The organism is Pseudomonas sp. GXZC (assembly GCF_026967615.1).
In the GTDB taxonomy this organism is placed as follows: domain Bacteria; phylum Pseudomonadota; class Gammaproteobacteria; order Pseudomonadales; family Pseudomonadaceae; genus Aquipseudomonas; species Aquipseudomonas azotoformans_A.
On sequence record NZ_CP114115.1, the window covers coordinates 2,042,256 to 2,057,890 of the forward strand.

12 protein-coding genes are annotated in these 15,635 nt (G+C 60.4%); 9 read left to right on the top strand and 3 right to left on the bottom strand.

Translation table 11 applies throughout. The features are described from left to right. Positions 1-40: 40 nt before the first annotated feature. The 3 genes from mupP to OZ428_RS09770 all read right to left on the bottom strand — a co-directional run bounded on the left by mupP (position 41) and on the right by OZ428_RS09770 (position 2,811). Positions 41-712 carry an N-acetylmuramic acid 6-phosphate phosphatase MupP gene (gene mupP / locus OZ428_RS09760; RefSeq protein WP_033902529.1) on the bottom strand — a complete coding sequence of 224 codons (672 nt, stop codon included), beginning with the start codon at positions 710-712 and terminating at the stop codon, positions 41-43. A gap of 4 nt (positions 713-716) precedes the next feature. After that, positions 717-1,415 carry a bifunctional 2-polyprenyl-6-hydroxyphenol methylase/3-demethylubiquinol 3-O-methyltransferase UbiG gene (ubiG, locus tag OZ428_RS09765; RefSeq protein ID WP_003189760.1) on the bottom strand — a complete coding sequence of 233 codons (699 nt, stop codon included), beginning with the start codon at positions 1,413-1,415 and terminating at the stop codon, positions 717-719. Positions 1,416-1,479: 64 nt separating this feature from the next. Continuing rightward, positions 1,480-2,811: a TRZ/ATZ family hydrolase gene (locus OZ428_RS09770; protein ID WP_033902527.1), complete on the bottom strand. Its 1,332-nt coding sequence runs from the start codon at positions 2,809-2,811 to the stop codon at positions 1,480-1,482. Positions 2,812-2,919: 108 nt separating this feature from the next. Here OZ428_RS09770 and mtnA point away from each other — a divergent pair, with 108 nt between their 5' ends. The 9 genes from mtnA to OZ428_RS09815 all read left to right on the top strand — a co-directional run bounded on the left by mtnA (position 2,920) and on the right by OZ428_RS09815 (position 15,551). Further along, the gene (gene mtnA, locus OZ428_RS09775) at positions 2,920-3,996 is read left to right on the top strand and encodes an S-methyl-5-thioribose-1-phosphate isomerase (RefSeq protein ID WP_033902526.1); all 1,077 of its coding nucleotides are present in this window, start codon (positions 2,920-2,922) and stop codon (positions 3,994-3,996) included. A gap of 303 nt (positions 3,997-4,299) precedes the next feature. After that, positions 4,300-6,954 carry a DNA gyrase subunit A gene (gene gyrA / locus OZ428_RS09780; protein ID WP_269133234.1) on the top strand — a complete coding sequence of 885 codons (2,655 nt, stop codon included), beginning with the start codon at positions 4,300-4,302 and terminating at the stop codon, positions 6,952-6,954. A gap of 111 nt (positions 6,955-7,065) precedes the next feature. Further along, a complete protein-coding gene (gene serC / locus OZ428_RS09785; protein ID WP_016975319.1) occupies positions 7,066-8,151 on the top strand; it encodes a 3-phosphoserine/phosphohydroxythreonine transaminase in 1,086 nt (361 codons plus the stop codon). Beyond that, the gene (gene pheA / locus OZ428_RS09790; protein ID WP_003172650.1) at positions 8,151-9,245 is read left to right on the top strand and encodes a prephenate dehydratase; all 1,095 of its coding nucleotides are present in this window, start codon (positions 8,151-8,153) and stop codon (positions 9,243-9,245) included. The genes serC and pheA overlap by 1 nt, the downstream gene beginning before the upstream one ends. Positions 9,246-9,254: 9 nt before the next feature. Then, positions 9,255-10,367, top strand: a complete 1,113-nt coding sequence (gene hisC / locus OZ428_RS09795; protein ID WP_269133235.1) for a histidinol-phosphate transaminase — start codon at positions 9,255-9,257, stop codon at positions 10,365-10,367. Between the two features lie 28 nt (positions 10,368-10,395). After that, positions 10,396-12,606, top strand: coding sequence for a bifunctional prephenate dehydrogenase/3-phosphoshikimate 1-carboxyvinyltransferase (locus tag OZ428_RS09800; protein WP_269134166.1), 2,211 nt, complete (start codon positions 10,396-10,398; stop codon positions 12,604-12,606). Continuing rightward, complete coding sequence (gene cmk, locus OZ428_RS09805; RefSeq protein ID WP_003172653.1) at positions 12,603-13,292, top strand: (d)CMP kinase; 690 nt, start codon at positions 12,603-12,605, stop codon at positions 13,290-13,292. The genes OZ428_RS09800 and cmk overlap by 4 nt, the downstream gene beginning before the upstream one ends. A 120-nt stretch (positions 13,293-13,412) precedes the next feature. Beyond that, positions 13,413-15,104, top strand: a complete 1,692-nt coding sequence (gene rpsA / locus OZ428_RS09810) for a 30S ribosomal protein S1 (RefSeq protein WP_012722933.1) — start codon at positions 13,413-13,415, stop codon at positions 15,102-15,104. 162 nt (positions 15,105-15,266) lie between these two features. Continuing rightward, positions 15,267-15,551: a hypothetical protein gene (locus OZ428_RS09815; protein ID WP_061435767.1), complete on the top strand. Its 285-nt coding sequence runs from the start codon at positions 15,267-15,269 to the stop codon at positions 15,549-15,551. Positions 15,552-15,635: the final 84 nt, after the last annotated feature.

The following is a 15,635-nucleotide window of genomic DNA, read 5'->3' on the forward strand; positions in this document are numbered from 1 at the left end:
CCCCTCGCCACAAAGGCGCATCAGCCGCAAGTAGTCTCGATCAGCAACTGCACAGTGCGTTATCCAGCACCTTGCGCAGTTCCAGCGGGTGATCCACCACCACATCGGCGCCCCAGTGGCGCGGGTTGTCGTCCGGGTGGATATAGCCGTAGGTGACCGCCGCTGTGCGGGTGCCGGCGTCGCGGCCGGACTCGATATCGCGCAGGTCATCGCCCACGAACAGCACGCTGGCCGGGTCCAGGTCGAGCATCTTGCACGCCAGGATCATCGGCTCCGGGTCCGGCTTGCTGTTCTTCACGTGATCCGGGCAGATCAGCAGCGCCGAGCGCTCGGCCAGGCCCAACTGCTGCATGATCGGTTCGGCAAAACGCAGGGGTTTGTTGGTGACCACTCCCCAGACAAGCTTGGACTTCTCGATGTCTTCCAGCAGCTCGGCCATGCCGTCGAACAGTTTGCTGTGGACCGCGCAGCCTTTGAGGTAGCGCTCGAGGAATTCCTGGCGCAGCTCTTCAAAGCCTGGGGATTCCGGGTCCATGGAAAAGGTCACGGCCACCATCGCCTTCGCACCGCCGGAGATTTCATCGCGGATGTGCTGGGGGTTGATCGGCGCCAGGTCACGGTCGGCACGCATGGCCTGGCAGATGGCGATAAAGTCCGGCGCGGTATCCAGCAGGGTACCGTCCATGTCGAAGAGAACCGCTCGCAACTTCACAGGCTCATTCCTCGCGCAGGGTCTGGATCATGTAGTTGACGTCAACGTCGTTGGCCAGCTTGTAGTGCTTGGTCAGCGGGTTGTAGGTCAGGCCGATGATGTCCTTGACGGTCAGCCCGGCCTGGCGGCTCCAGGCGCCCAGCTCGGACGGGCGGATGAATTTCTTGAAGTCATGGGTGCCGCGCGGCAGCAGCTTCATGATGTATTCGGCGCCGATGATCGCGAACAGGTAGGCCTTGGGGTTGCGGTTGATAGTGGAGAAGAACACCTGGCCGCCTGGCTTGACCATGCGGAAGCACGCGCGGATCACCGAGGACGGGTCCGGTACGTGTTCGAGCATTTCCAGGCAGGTGACCACGTCGAACTGCTCGGGCATTTCTTCGGCCAGGGCTTCGGCGGTGATCTGGCGGTATTCCACGCTCACGCCGGATTCCAGTTGATGCAGTTGGGCCACGGCGAGTGGGGCTTCGCCCATGTCGATGCCCATCACGGTCGCGCCGCGCTGGGCCATGGCTTCGCTGAGGATGCCGCCGCCGCAGCCTACGTCCAGCACCTTTTTGCCGGCCAGGTTGACGCGTTCGTCAATCCAGTTGACCCGCAGCGGGTTGATGTCGTGCAGTGGCTTGAACTCGCTTTCGCGGTCCCACCAGCGGTGGGCCAGGGCTTCGAACTTGGCGATTTCGGCGTGGTCGACGTTGCTCATGGTGAATCCTCTAAATCTGATAAATCGTTGGGTCAGTCCTGAACCCTGGGGTTCAAAACCTTCGTTATTCGTGGTGCCCGCTGATGCGTTGGCCCCAGGCAATGGCCGTGGCGGTCAACTGTTGTTCATCCATGCGGGTCAATTGCCGGTCGTCGAGCAACTGCTTGCCGGCGACCCAAAGGTGTTTCACGCAATCGCGTCCGGTGGCATATATAAGCTGTGAGACCGGATCGTAGATCGGTTGTTGCGCCAGCCCCGACAGATCGAAGGCGACGATATCCGCCGCCTTGCCGACCTCCAGCGAGCCAATTTCGCTTTCCAGGCCCATGGCCCGGGCACCGTTGAGGGTGGCCATGCGCAGGGCGCGATGGGCATCCAGCGCGGTGGCCGAACCGGCGACAGCCTTGGCGAGCATCGCTGCGGTGCGGGTTTCGCCCAGCAGGTCGAGGTCATTGTTGCTGGCGGCGCCATCGGTGCCGATGGCCACATTCACGCCAGCCTGCCACAGCCGCTCCACCGGGCAAAAGCCGCTGGCCAGTTTCAGGTTCGATTCCGGGCAGTGAATGATGCTGGTGTTGCTTTCTACCAGCAAAGCCAGGTCATCCTCGCTGATTTGGGTCATATGAACGGCCTGGAAGCGCGGGCCCAACAGCCCGAGGCGACCCAGGCGAGCTAATGGCCGTTCGCCAGTCTGCTCGACGGCTTGCTGCACTTCAAAGGCGGTTTCGTGAACGTGCATGTGGATAGCAGCGTCCAGCTCTTCGGCGATTACACGGATTTTCTCCAGGTTGTCGTCGCACACGGTGTAGGGCGCGTGCGGGCCGAAGGTGATCTTGATGCGTGGGTGGTGCTTGAGGTCGCCGAACAGCTCGACGCCCTGGCGAATCGCCTCATCGGCGGTGCTGGCGCCGGGGATCGGGAAGTCCAGGATCGGGATTGCAATCTGCGCGCGCATGCCACTGTTGTGCACGCAGTCACTGGCGACCTTGGGGTAGAAGTACATGTCGGAGAAGCAGGTGATGCCGCCCTTGAGCTGTTCGGCGATGGCCAGGTCGGTGCCGTCGCGCACGAAGGCTTCATCGACCCACTTGGCCTCGGCGGGCCAGATATGTTTTTCCAGCCAAGTCATCAGCGGCAGGTCGTCGGCCAGGCCGCGAAACAGGCTCATCGCCGCATGCCCGTGGGCGTTGATCAGGCCGGGGCTGAGCAGCATGCCGGGCAGTTCGCGTACTTCGTTGGCCGAAAGCTTCAACGCTGCGGCCCGTGGGCCGATGAACGCGATGCGCCCGTCGCGGATGCCAAGCCCGTGTTCCTTGAGCACCACACCGGCCGGTTCGACAGGCACCAGCCAGGTTGGCAGCAACAATAAGTCGAGCGGGGCGGCAGTGGCGGTCATCGCAGGCTTCTTCCCAGGCAGCTATAAAAGAAGGGCGAAGTATACCCGAGCGTCCTGGCTGGCGGATCGCTATAATCGGCGGCTTTGTTTATGAGTGCGGAGTAAGGGATGCGCGATCGACTGTTGGCAGCGGAGAAAGTGAAGGCCATCGATTGGCGTGATGGCGCGCTGTTCCTGCTCGATCAGCGTGCCTTGCCGTCCCGGGAAAGCTGGGTGGCCTGTGTGACGGTTGATGACGTGGCGGCCGCCATTCGTTCGATGGTGGTGCGCGGTGCGCCGGCCATTGGCATCAGCGCCGCGTATGGCCTGGTACTGGCCGCCCGTGAGCGCATCGCCGAGGGCGGTGACTGGCAGGCCGCGTGGGAAGAAGACTACGCACTGCTGGCCGATACCCGACCCACCGCGTCGAATCTGTTCTGGGCGTTGAAACGCATGCGCGACCGCCTAGACCGCGTCAAAAAGCACGCCGATCCGCTGGCGGTGCTGGAGGCAGAAGCCATCGCCATCCATGAAAGTGATCGCGAAGCCAACCTCACCATGGCCCAACTGGGCGTCGAGCTGATCCGCAAGCATCAGGGCAATGCCCAGGCCATCCTCACCCACGGCAACGCAGGCGCCCTGGCGACCGGCGGCGTGGGGACGGCGCTCGGGGTGATTCGTGCGGCTTATCTTGAGGGCATGGTCGAGCAGGTCTACGCCAATGAAACCCGGCCTTGGCTGCAAGGTTCGCGGCTGACCGCCTGGGAGTTGGCGGGCGAGGGCATCCCGGTGACGGTGAATGCCGATTCGGCCGGCGCGCACATCCTCAAGACCAAAGGCGTGACCTGGGTGATCGTCGGCGCCGATTGCATTGCCGCCAATGGCGATGTGATCAGCAAGATCGGCACCTACCAGTTGGCGGTGTGTGCGATGCACCACGGTGTTCGTTTCATGGTGGTGGCGCCGAGTTCAACCCTGGACCTGATGATGGCCACTGGTGATGACGTTGCCCTGGAAGAACGCGATACCGGCGAGTTGCTGGAAGTCGCCGGCCAGCGTTTTGCTGCGGATGTGAGCGCCTACAACCCGGTGTTCGACGTGACCCCGGCCGACCTGATCGACGTGATCGTGACCGAAAAAGGCGTGGTCGAACGGCCGGACACCGCCAAGCTGGCCAAGTTGATGTGCCGTAAGCGCCTGCATTAAGCCAATTCGTCATCAAAATTGGGCTTGGATCCAGCTCTGAGCCCCTCTCGTCGCCCTCAAGCCTGTCATCCGTCAACTTACTATGCTCCATGCGCATCAGGGGGATAGGTGCGTGGCGGCGATTGTGATAACATCCGGCGGTTTCCAGGGTTGCCCCGAGGGGTGGCCTATAACGTGCAGATCCGTGTCATAACTCGTTGATTTGTCGTAAGTCGTTGTCAGGCACTCTGCCGGCAGCGGCGAGCTTCGTTCGTCCCATATGGATGTGACGAGGTTTCACCCGAAAAAGGAATCAGGCTTCTCATGGGCGAACTGGCCAAAGAAATCCTCCCGGTCAATATCGAAGACGAGCTGAAACAGTCCTACCTCGACTACGCGATGAGCGTAATTGTCGGTCGGGCACTGCCTGATGCGCGCGATGGCTTGAAGCCCGTGCACCGGCGTGTGCTGTTCGCGATGAGCGAGCTGGGTAACGACTGGAACAAGCCGTACAAGAAATCTGCCCGTGTTGTCGGTGACGTGATCGGTAAGTATCACCCCCACGGCGACATTGCGGTGTACGACACCATCGTTCGGATGGCCCAGCCGTTTTCCCTGCGCTACCTGCTGGTAGATGGTCAGGGCAACTTCGGTTCGGTCGACGGCGACAACGCCGCGGCCATGCGATACACCGAAGTGCGCATGACCAAGCTGGCGCACGAGCTGCTGGCCGAACTGCATAAAGAAACCGTGGACTGGGTGCCGAACTACGACGGCACCGAAATGATCCCGGCCGTCATGCCAACCAAGATCCCCAACCTGCTGGTCAACGGTTCCAGCGGTATCGCCGTGGGCATGGCGACCAACATCCCGCCGCACAACCTCGGTGAAGTCATCGACGGTTGCCTGGCCCTCATCGACAACCCTGAGCTGACCGTCGATGAGCTGATGCAATACATCCCCGGCCCGGACTTCCCGACCGCCGCGATCATCAACGGTCGCGCCGGTATCATCGAAGCCTATCGCACCGGTCGCGGGCGCATTTACATGCGCGCCCGATCGATGATCGAAGACATCGACAAGGTCGGTGGCCGCCAGCAGATCGTCATCACTGAACTCCCGTACCAGCTGAACAAAGCGCGTCTGATCGAGAAGATCGCCGAGCTGGTTAAAGAGAAGAAGCTCGAAGGCATTACCGAGCTGCGCGACGAGTCCGACAAAGACGGTATGCGCGTGGTGATCGAGCTGCGTCGTGGCGAAGTGCCTGAGGTGATCCTCAACAACCTCTACGCCCAGACCCAGTTGCAAAGCGTGTTTGGTATCAACGTGGTTGCACTGATCGACGGCCGCCCGCGCATCCTGAACCTCAAGGATCTGCTGGAAGCCTTCGTTCGTCACCGTCGTGAAGTAGTGACCCGTCGTACCGTGTTCGAACTGCGCAAGGCCCGCGAACGCGGCCACATCCTGGAAGGCCAGGCGGTTGCGCTGTCGAACATTGACCCGGTCATTGCCCTGATCAAGGCTTCGCCAACCCCGTCGGAAGCCAAGGAAGCGCTGATCAGCACCCCTTGGGAATCCAGCGCTGTGGTGGCCATGGTTGAGCGTGCCGGCGCCGATTCGTGCCGCCCAGAGACCCTGGACCCACAATACGGCCTGCGCGAAGGCAAGTACTTCCTGTCCCCGGAACAGGCCCAGGCCATCCTGGAACTGCGCCTGCACCGCCTGACCGGCCTGGAACACGAGAAGCTGCTGGCCGAGTACCAGGAGATCCTCAACCAGATCGGCGAGTTGATCCGCATCCTCAGCAGCGCCGTGCGCCTGATGGAAGTGATCCGCGAAGAACTGGAAGTGATCCGCGCCGAATACGGCGACGTGCGCCGTACCGAGATCCTTGATGCCCGCCTCGACCTGACCCTGGGTGACATGATCCCGGAAGAAGAGCGCGTGGTGACCATCTCCCACGGTGGTTATGCCAAGACCCAGCCATTGGCGGCGTACCAGGCCCAGCGTCGTGGCGGTAAAGGTAAATCGGCTACCGGCGTGAAGGATGAGGACTACATCGCTCACCTGCTGGTCGCCAACAGCCACACCACGCTGCTGCTGTTCTCCAGCAAAGGCAAGGTGTACTGGCTGAAAACCTACGAAATCCCGGAAGCGTCCCGTGCCGCCCGTGGTCGTCCGCTGGTCAACCTGCTGCCGCTGGACAGTGATGAATACATCACCACCATGCTGCCGGTCGAGGAATACACCGAAGGTCACTTCATCTTCATGGCCACCGCCAAAGGCACCGTGAAGAAGACCCCGCTGGAATCCTTCAGCCGTCAGCGCAGCGTGGGCCTGATCGCCCTGGAGCTGGACGAAGGCGACGTACTGATCTCCGCAGCCATCACCGATGGCGAGCGTGAAGTCATGCTGTTCTCCGACGGCGGCAAGGTCACGCGCTTCAAGGAATCCGACGTTCGCGCCATGGGCCGTACCGCCCGTGGTGTACGCGGCATGCGTCTGCCGGAAGGGCAGAAGCTGATTTCGATGCTGATCCCGGAAGAAGGCAGCCAGATCCTCACCGCTTCCGAGCGTGGTTATGGCAAGCGTACGGCCATCAGCGAGTTCCCGGAGTACAAGCGTGGCGGCCAGGGCGTGATCGCCATGGTCAGCAACGACCGCAACGGCCGTCTGGTCGGCGCAGTGCAGGTGCTCGACGGCGAGGAAATCATGCTGATTTCCGACCAGGGCACCCTGGTACGTACCCGTGTGGCTGAAGTGTCGAGCCTGGGCCGTAACACCCAGGGCGTGACCCTGATCAAGCTGGCCAAGGACGAAAAACTGGTTGGCCTTGAACGTGTCCAGGAGCCTTCGGAAGTCGAAGGCGAAGAGCTGGAAGGTGAAGAGTTTGACGGCGAGGTGATCGCAGCTGGCGATGACAACGTCGACGAGCCGACCCTCGACGCTGCCGCAGACGAAGAAGAACCGCAGGAATAAGCGGACACACAGGGGGCGGATGAAGATTCGCCCCCTTGTTGTTTGTCCCTTCTGAAAGTATTGAAACACCTGTTTATTGCACCACCCCACCAGATCAGAGTGAGATTGGATGTGAGCAAGAGAGCCTATAACTTCTGTGCCGGTCCCGCGGCGCTTCCTGAAGCAGTCCTGCAGCGTGCGCAGGGTGAACTCCTCGACTGGCATGGAAAAGGCCTCTCCGTGATGGAAATGAGCCATCGCAGCGATGAGTTCGTGTCCATCGCCACCAAGGCCGAGCAGGACCTGCGCGACTTGCTGGACATTCCATCCAACTACAAAGTGCTGTTCCTGCAGGGCGGCGCCAGCCAGCAGTTCGCCCAGATCCCGCTGAACCTGTTGCCGGAAGACGGCACGGCTGACTATATCGACACGGGCATCTGGGGTCAGAAGGCCATCGAAGAGGCCTCTCGTTACGGTCACGTCAATGTCGCGGGTACCGCCAAGCCGTACGACTACTTCGCCATTCCCGGTCAGAACGAGTGGAAGCTGTCGAAGGACGCTGCCTACGTGCACTACGTTGCGAACGAAACCATCGGCGGCCTGGAGTTTGACTGGGTGCCGGAAGTCGGTGACGTGCCGCTGGTGTGCGACATGTCCTCGGACATCCTTTCGCGTCCTATCGATGTCTCCAAGTACGGCATGATCTACGCCGGTGCGCAGAAGAACATCGGCCCGAGCGGCATCCTGGTCAACATCATCCGCGAAGACCTGCTCGGTCGCGCCCGTTCGCTGTGCCCGACCATGCTCAACTACAAGGTCGCGGCGGATAACGGCTCGATGTACAACACGCCGCCGGCGTTTGCCTGGTACCTCTCCGGCCTGGTGTTCGAATGGCTGAAAGAGCAGGGCGGTGTGGCCGCCATGGGTAAGCTCAACGAAGTGAAGAAGCGCACCCTGTACGACTTCATTGACGCCAGCGGCCTGTACAGCAACCCAATCAACCTCACCGACCGCTCGTGGATGAACGTACCGTTCCGCTTGGCTGACGACCGCCTGGACAAGCCGTTCCTGGCCGGTGCCGACGAACGCGGCCTGCTCAACCTCAAGGGCCACCGCTCGGTGGGTGGCATGCGCGCCTCCATCTACAACGCCGTCGACATCCACGCGATCAACGCGTTGGTTGCCTACATGGCAGAGTTCGAAAAGGAACACGGCTAATGTCTGAGCAAGAACTCAAGGCCCTGCGCGTACGCATTGACAGCCTGGACGAGAAAGTCCTGGAGCTGATCAGTGAGCGCGCGCGGTGCGCCCAGGAAGTGGCACGGGTGAAGATGGCGTCCCTGGCTGAAGGCGAAGTCCCGGTGTTCTACCGTCCGGAGCGTGAAGCCCAGGTGCTCAAGCGTGTGATGGAGCGTAATAAAGGCCCACTGGGCAACGAGGAGATGGCGCGGTTGTTCCGCGAAATCATGTCTTCGTGCCTGGCCCTGGAGCAGCCGCTGAAAGTGGCTTACCTCGGCCCGGAAGGCACTTTTACCCAAGCGGCGGCCATGAAGCACTTCGGCCACGCGGTGATCAGCAAGCCAATGGCAGCGATCGACGAAGTGTTCCGTGAAGTGGCGGCCGGTGCGGTGAATTTTGGCGTGGTGCCGGTAGAAAACTCCACCGAAGGCGCGGTCAACCATACGCTGGACAGTTTCCTCGAACACGACATGGTGATCTGCGGTGAAGTCGAGCTGCGTATCCACCACCACCTGCTGGTGGGCGAGAACACCAAGACCGACAGCATCAGCCGTATCTACTCCCACGCCCAGTCCCTGGCCCAGTGCCGCAAGTGGCTGGACGCGCACTACCCGAACGTCGAGCGCGTGGCGGTCTCCAGCAATGCCGAGGCGGCCAAGCGCGTCAAGGGTGAGTGGAACTCGGCGGCCATCGCCGGTGATATGGCAGCGGGCCTGTATGGCCTGACGCGTCTGGCCGAGAAAATCGAGGACCGCCCGGACAACTCCACGCGCTTCCTGATGATCGGCAGCCAGGAAGTGCCGCCAACGGGCGACGACAAGACGTCCATCATCGTCTCCATGAGCAACAAGCCCGGCGCGCTGCATGAGCTGCTGGTGCCGTTCCACGATAACGGGATTGACCTGACGCGCATCGAGACTCGTCCTTCGCGCAGCGGTAAATGGACTTACGTGTTCTTTATCGACTTCATCGGCCACCACCGCGACCCACTGGTCAAAGGTGTGCTGGAGAAAATCAGTCAGGAAGCCGTGGCACTCAAGGTGCTGGGCTCTTACCCGAAAGCGGTTCTGTGAGGCTTTAACATGAGTGGCAACTTCCTCGCCCTGGCGCAGCCGGGCGTGCAACAACTGTCGCCTTACGTTCCGGGCAAGCCTGTGGACGAGTTGGCGCGTGAGTTGAACCTGGATCCGGCGAACATCGTCAAGCTGGCGAGTAACGAAAACCCGCTGGGCCCGAGCCCAAAAGTATTGGCGGCGATTCGTGAAGAACTGGCTGAACTGACCCGCTACCCCGATGGCAACGGCTTTGCCCTGAAGTCACTGCTGGCGGAAAAATGCCGGGTCGAGCTGAGCCAGGTCACCCTGGGCAACGGCTCCAATGACATTCTTGAGCTGGTTGGCCGTGCATACTTGGCGCCGGGCTTGAACGCGGTGTTCAGTGAGCACGCGTTTGCGGTCTATCCGATCGTGACCCAGGCGGTCGGTGCTGATGCACGCGTTGTTCCCGCGAAGGATTGGGGGCACGACCTGCCAGCCATGCTGGCGGCCATCGATGCCCAGACCCGCGTGGTGTTTATCGCCAACCCGAACAACCCGACCGGCACCTGGTTCGACGCGCAAGCGCTGAACGACTTCCTGCAAGACGTGCCGGAACACGTGTTGGTCGTGCTGGACGAGGCCTACATCGAATACGCCGAAGGCAGTGATTTGCCGAACGGCCTGGACTTCCTGGCGGCGTACCCGAACCTGCTGGTTTCGCGCACGTTCTCCAAGGCTTATGGTCTGGCGTCGCTGCGGGTCGGCTATGGCCTGTCCACTGCAGTGGTGGCCGATGTGCTGAACCGTGTGCGTCAGCCGTTCAACGTCAACAGCCTCGCCTTGGCGGCGGCGTGTGCGGCGGTGAAGGATGCCGAGTACCTGGAAGAAGGTCGTCGTATCAACGAAAGCGGCATGCTGCAACTGCAGGAAGGCTTCCGTGAGCTGGGCCTGGGCTGGATCCCGTCCAAGGGCAACTTCATTTGTGTCGATCTCGGCCAAGTGGCTGCGCCGGTGTTCCAGGGCCTGTTGCGCGAAGGCGTGATCGTGCGTCCGACCGCCAACTACGGCATGCCGAACCACCTGCGTATCACCATCGGCCTGCCGGCAGAAAACGCCCGCTTCCTGGAGGCGCTGGCCAAGGTTCTGGCCCGTGGTTGATGTCACTGCATTGCAACCTGCTGTGCCTATGATCGGTCGCCTGGTGGTGGTCGGTCTGGGGTTGATCGGCGGCTCCTTCGCCAAAGGCCTGCGTGAAAGTGGGCTGTGTGGCGAAGTGGTCGGTGTGGACCTGGACCCGCAATCGCGCAAGCTGGCGGTTGAGTTGGGCGTGGTCGATCGTTGTGAGGCGGACCTGGCGCTCGCGTGCCAGGGTGCAGACGTGATCCAGTTGGCCGTCCCGATCCTGGCCATGGAGAAATTGCTTGCCGTGCTGGCGGGCATGGACCTGGGCCAGGCGATCCTGACAGACGTCGGCAGCGCCAAAGGCAATGTGGTGCGTGCGGCGCAACTGGCCTTTGGTGGTATGCCGGCGCGCTTCGTACCGGGCCATCCGATTGCCGGCTCCGAGCAGAGCGGGGTGGAGGCGTCCAATGCGCAGCTGTTCCGTCGCCATAAAGTCATTCTGACGCCGCTTGCGCAAACCGATCCGGCTGCGTTGGCGGTGGTGGATCGTTTGTGGCGTGAGCTGGGCGCGGATGTCGAGCATATGCAGGTCGAGCGCCATGACGAAGTGCTGGCCGCGACCAGTCATCTGCCGCATTTGCTCGCATTTGGCCTGGTGGACTCCCTGGCCAAGCGCAACGAAAACCTCGAGATTTTCCGCTACGCCGCCGGTGGCTTCCGTGATTTCACGCGGATTGCCGGCAGCGACCCGGTGATGTGGCACGACATCTTCCTCGCCAATCGCGAAGCGGTGTTGCGCACCCTGGACACCTTCCGCAGCGACCTCGACGCCTTGCGCGACGCGGTTGATGCTGGAGATGGCCATCAATTATTGGGCGTGTTCACCCGTGCGCGGGTGGCGCGTGAGCATTTCAGCAAGATCCTGGCGCGCCGGGCCTACATGGAAACCGCTGTGAACGCTGATGAGTTGACCTTCCTCGCGGAACCGGGTGGCCGCTTGAGCGGAAGCATTCGGGTGCCGGGCGATAAGTCGATCTCCCATCGTTCGATCATGCTGGGTTCGTTGGCTGAGGGTGTGACTGAGGTCGAAGGCTTCCTTGAGGGCGAAGATGCCCTGGCGACCTTGCAGGCGTTTCGCGACATGGGCGTGGTGATTGAGGGCCCGCATCATGGGCGCGTGACCATTCATGGCGTGGGGCTGCATGGCTTGAAGCCGGCGCCGGGGCCGATTTACCTGGGTAACTCAGGTACTTCCATGCGTTTGCTGTCCGGTTTGCTGGCGGCGCAGAGCTTCGACAGCGTGCTGACCGGTGACGCATTCCTGTCCAAGCGCCCGATGAGTCGTGTGGCCAGGCCGCTGCGGGAAATGGGAGCGGTGATCGAGACGGGGCCGGAAGGGCGTCCGCCGCTGACCATTCGCGGTGGCCAGTCGTTGAAAGGCCTGGCTTATGCGATGCCGATGGCCAGTGCCCAGGTCAAATCCTGCCTGTTGTTGGCTGGGTTGTACGCTGAAGGTAAAACCGCGGTGACCGAGCCTGCGCCGACCCGTGACCACACCGAGCGGATGTTGCGTGGCTTTGGTTATCCGGTGGCGGTGGAGGGCGCGACGGCGTCGGTGGAGTCCGGTCATGCGCTGACGGCTGCCCATATAGAAGTGCCGGGGGATATTTCTTCTTCAGCGTTCTTTCTGGTGGCAGCTTCGATTGCCGAGGGTTCTGAGCTGCTGCTTGAGCATGTGGGTGTCAATCCGACGCGCACCGGCGTGATCGATATCCTGCGACTGATGGGGGCGGATATCACGCTGGAAAACCAGCGTGAGGTAGGTGGTGAGCCTGTCGCGGATCTGCGCGTACGAGCGGCACCGCTGAAGGGTATCGAGATTCCCGAAGCGCTGGTGCCGTTGGCGATCGATGAGTTTCCGGTGTTGTTCGTCGCGGCGGCCTGTGCTGAAGGGCGAACGGTGTTGCGTGGCGCTTCAGAGCTGCGCGTGAAAGAGTCCGACCGTATCCAGGTCATGGCCGATGGTCTGCTGGCGTTGGGCGTGAAGTGTGAACCGACCCCAGATGGGATTATCATTGAGGGTGGCCCGATGGGCGGTGGCGACGTGCATGCCCATGGCGATCACCGCATTGCCATGGCGTTCAGCGTGGCTTCCCTGAGGGCAGCGGCGCCGATTCGTATCCGTGACTGCGCCAATGTTGCTACGTCTTTTCCGAATTTTCTTACACTGTGTGCCCAAGTCGGCATCCGTGTTGCCCAAGAGGCTCAATTGTGAATATCAAAGCACCGGTGATTACCATCGACGGGCCAAGCGGCTCGGGCAAAGGCACGATCGCCGGCATCCTGGCCAAGCGCCTGGGCTGGTGCCTGCTGGATTCCGGCGCGCTATACCGTCTGCTGGCATTCGCCGCACGCAACCATGGCGTCGACCTGACCAACGAAGAATCCCTGAAGCTGCTGGCCGCGCACCTTGATGTGCAGTTTGTCGGCGCGACGGAAGGTCATCCCCAGCGCATCATCCTCGAAGGGGACGATGTGACGGATGACCTGCGCAACGAACAGGTCGGCTCCTGGGCTTCCCAGGTTGCCGCGCTGCCGGCCGTGCGTGATGCGCTGCTGCAGCGCCAGCGGGCTTTTCAGGAGCCGCCGGGCCTGGTGGCCGATGGTCGTGATATGGGCACCGTGGTGTTTCCCGAGGCGCCTTTGAAGATTTTCCTGACCGCCAGCGCCGAGGAACGGGCTCGCCGCCGCTACTTGCAGTTGAAGGGCAAAGTCGATGGTGTTAGTCTGTCGAGTCTGCTAGATGAGATCCGTGCACGCGATGAGCGTGATACCCAGCGCGCAGTAGCCCCGCTCAAGCCGGCGGCTGATGCCATACAGCTGGATTCCACGGAGTTGTCCATCGAGCAGGTGCTGGAACGCATCTTGAGTGAAATCGCCATTCGCGATATCGCCGGGTGATCAAGAAGGCCGCAGGGGACCAGTCATAGTCCTGCGGTGGCTTCTTTTAACTGAAACTGACCCACACCGTCTGGGGTGTGGAGATGGGCGTATTCTTCGCCCTTATCAACAGGAATTAAAATGAGCGAAAGCTTTGCGGAACTCTTTGAAGAAAGCCTAAAAACCCTGAACCTTCAGGCAGGCTCCATCATCACCGGTGTTATCGTTGATATCGATTACCAAGCTCGCTGGGTAACCGTTCACGCTGGTCTGAAGTCTGAAGCTCTGATCCCGCTGGAACAGTTCTACAACGATGCTGGTGATCTGACAATCAATGTCGGTGACGAAGTTCACGTTGCTCTGGACTCGGTTGAAGACGGTTTCGGTGAAACCAAGCTGTCCCGTGAAAAAGCCAAGCGCGCTGAATGCTGGATTGTTCTCGAAGCAGCCTTCGCAGCTGAAGAAGTGGTCAAGGGCGTTATCAACGGTAAGGTTAAAGGCGGCTTCACTGTCGACGTTAACGGCATCCGTGCGTTCCTGCCAGGTTCTTTGGTCGACGTTCGTCCTGTGCGCGACACCACGCACCTGGAAGGCAAAGAACTCGAATTCAAGGTCATCAAACTCGACCAGAAACGCAACAACGTTGTCGTTTCCCGTCGCAGCGTCCTGGAAGCAGAGAACTCCGCCGAGCGTGAAGCTCTGCTGGAATCCCTGCAGGAAGGCCAACAAGTCAAAGGTATCGTCAAAAACCTCACCGATTACGGCGCATTCGTCGATCTGGGTGGCGTGGATGGCCTGCTGCACATTACCGACATGGCTTGGAAGCGTATCAAGCATCCTTCCGAAATCGTCAACGTTGGCGACGAGATCGATGTCAAGGTTCTGAAATACGATCGCGAGCGCAACCGTGTTTCCCTGGGCCTGAAGCAACTGGGTGAGGATCCATGGGTTGCTATCAAAGCCCGTTACCCAGAAAGCACTCGCGTTACCGCGCGTGTTACCAACCTGACCGACTACGGCTGCTTCGCTGAGCTGGAAGAAGGCGTGGAAGGCCTGGTACACGTTTCCGAAATGGACTGGACCAACAAAAACATCCACCCTTCGAAAGTCGTACAAGTCGGCGACGAAGTGGAAGTTATGGTTCTGGACATCGACGAAGAGCGTCGTCGTATCTCCCTGGGCATCAAGCAGTGCAAATCTAACCCATGGGAAGATTTCTCTGGCCAGTTCAACAAGGGCGATAAAATCTCCGGCACCATCAAGTCGATCACCGATTTCGGTATCTTCATTGGTCTGGACGGCGGCATCGACGGCCTGGTTCACCTGTCCGACATCTCCTGGAACGAAGTGGGCGAAGAAGCTGTTCGTCGTTTCAAGAAGGGCGACGAGCTGGACACCGTTATCCTGTCGGTTGACCCAGAGCGCGAGCGCATCTCCCTGGGTATCAAGCAACTGGAAAGCGACCCGTTCTCTGAATACGTTCAGGACAACGACAAAGGCGCAATCGTTAAAGGCATCGTGAAAGAAGTTGACGCTAAAGGCGCCATCATCACTCTGGCCGACGATATCGAAGCGACTCTGAAAGCCTCCGAAATCAGCCGTGACCGCGTTGAAGACGCGCGCAACGTTCTGAAAGAAGGCCAGGAAGTAGAAGCCAAGATCATCAGCGTTGACCGCAAGAGCCGTGTAATCCAGCTCTCCATCAAGTCGAAAGACGATGCTGAAGAGAAAGAAGCCATCCAAAGCTTGAAAGACAAGCCTTCGGATAGCATCGCTGCTGGTCCTACCACTCTGGGCGACCTGTTGCGTGCACAAATGGAAAAACAGAACTAAGTTCTGTCAGACCATAGAAAAAGGGCGACTTCGGTCGCCCTTTTTTGTGCCTGAAATTCGTTGAATCAACAACCGAGAACCAAGGCGTACAGCTCAGTGTCAGAAGTGACTATAGTCTTAAGAAAAAAGCGCTCTAGTGTTGTAGCTTCAATAAGGATTTGAATGAACAGGCTTATCGTAATACTCGCCGTGGTAGTGCTTGCAGGCTGCTCCACCACCAGCGCCAAGACCCACGCCAAACGCGGCGTGAGCGGCATCGAGATCGATTGCTCAGGGCTGGGCAACAACTGGCAGAAGTGCGAAAAGCGTGCCGCTCGAGAGTGCAAGATGCAAGGTTACAAGGTGATCACCAAGTCCAGTGACGCCAAGGACGAAGAGGGCGACTACCTGTTCGGCTGGAACCCCGCCGGCGCAGTAACGCGGACGATGCTGGTGATCTGCAATTGAGCGTTTAGCACGTGCGATACGGGTGTTTATTCAACCAGCAGATAAGTTTATGCATGGGCTGTTCAAATTCATCAAGTCATGCTA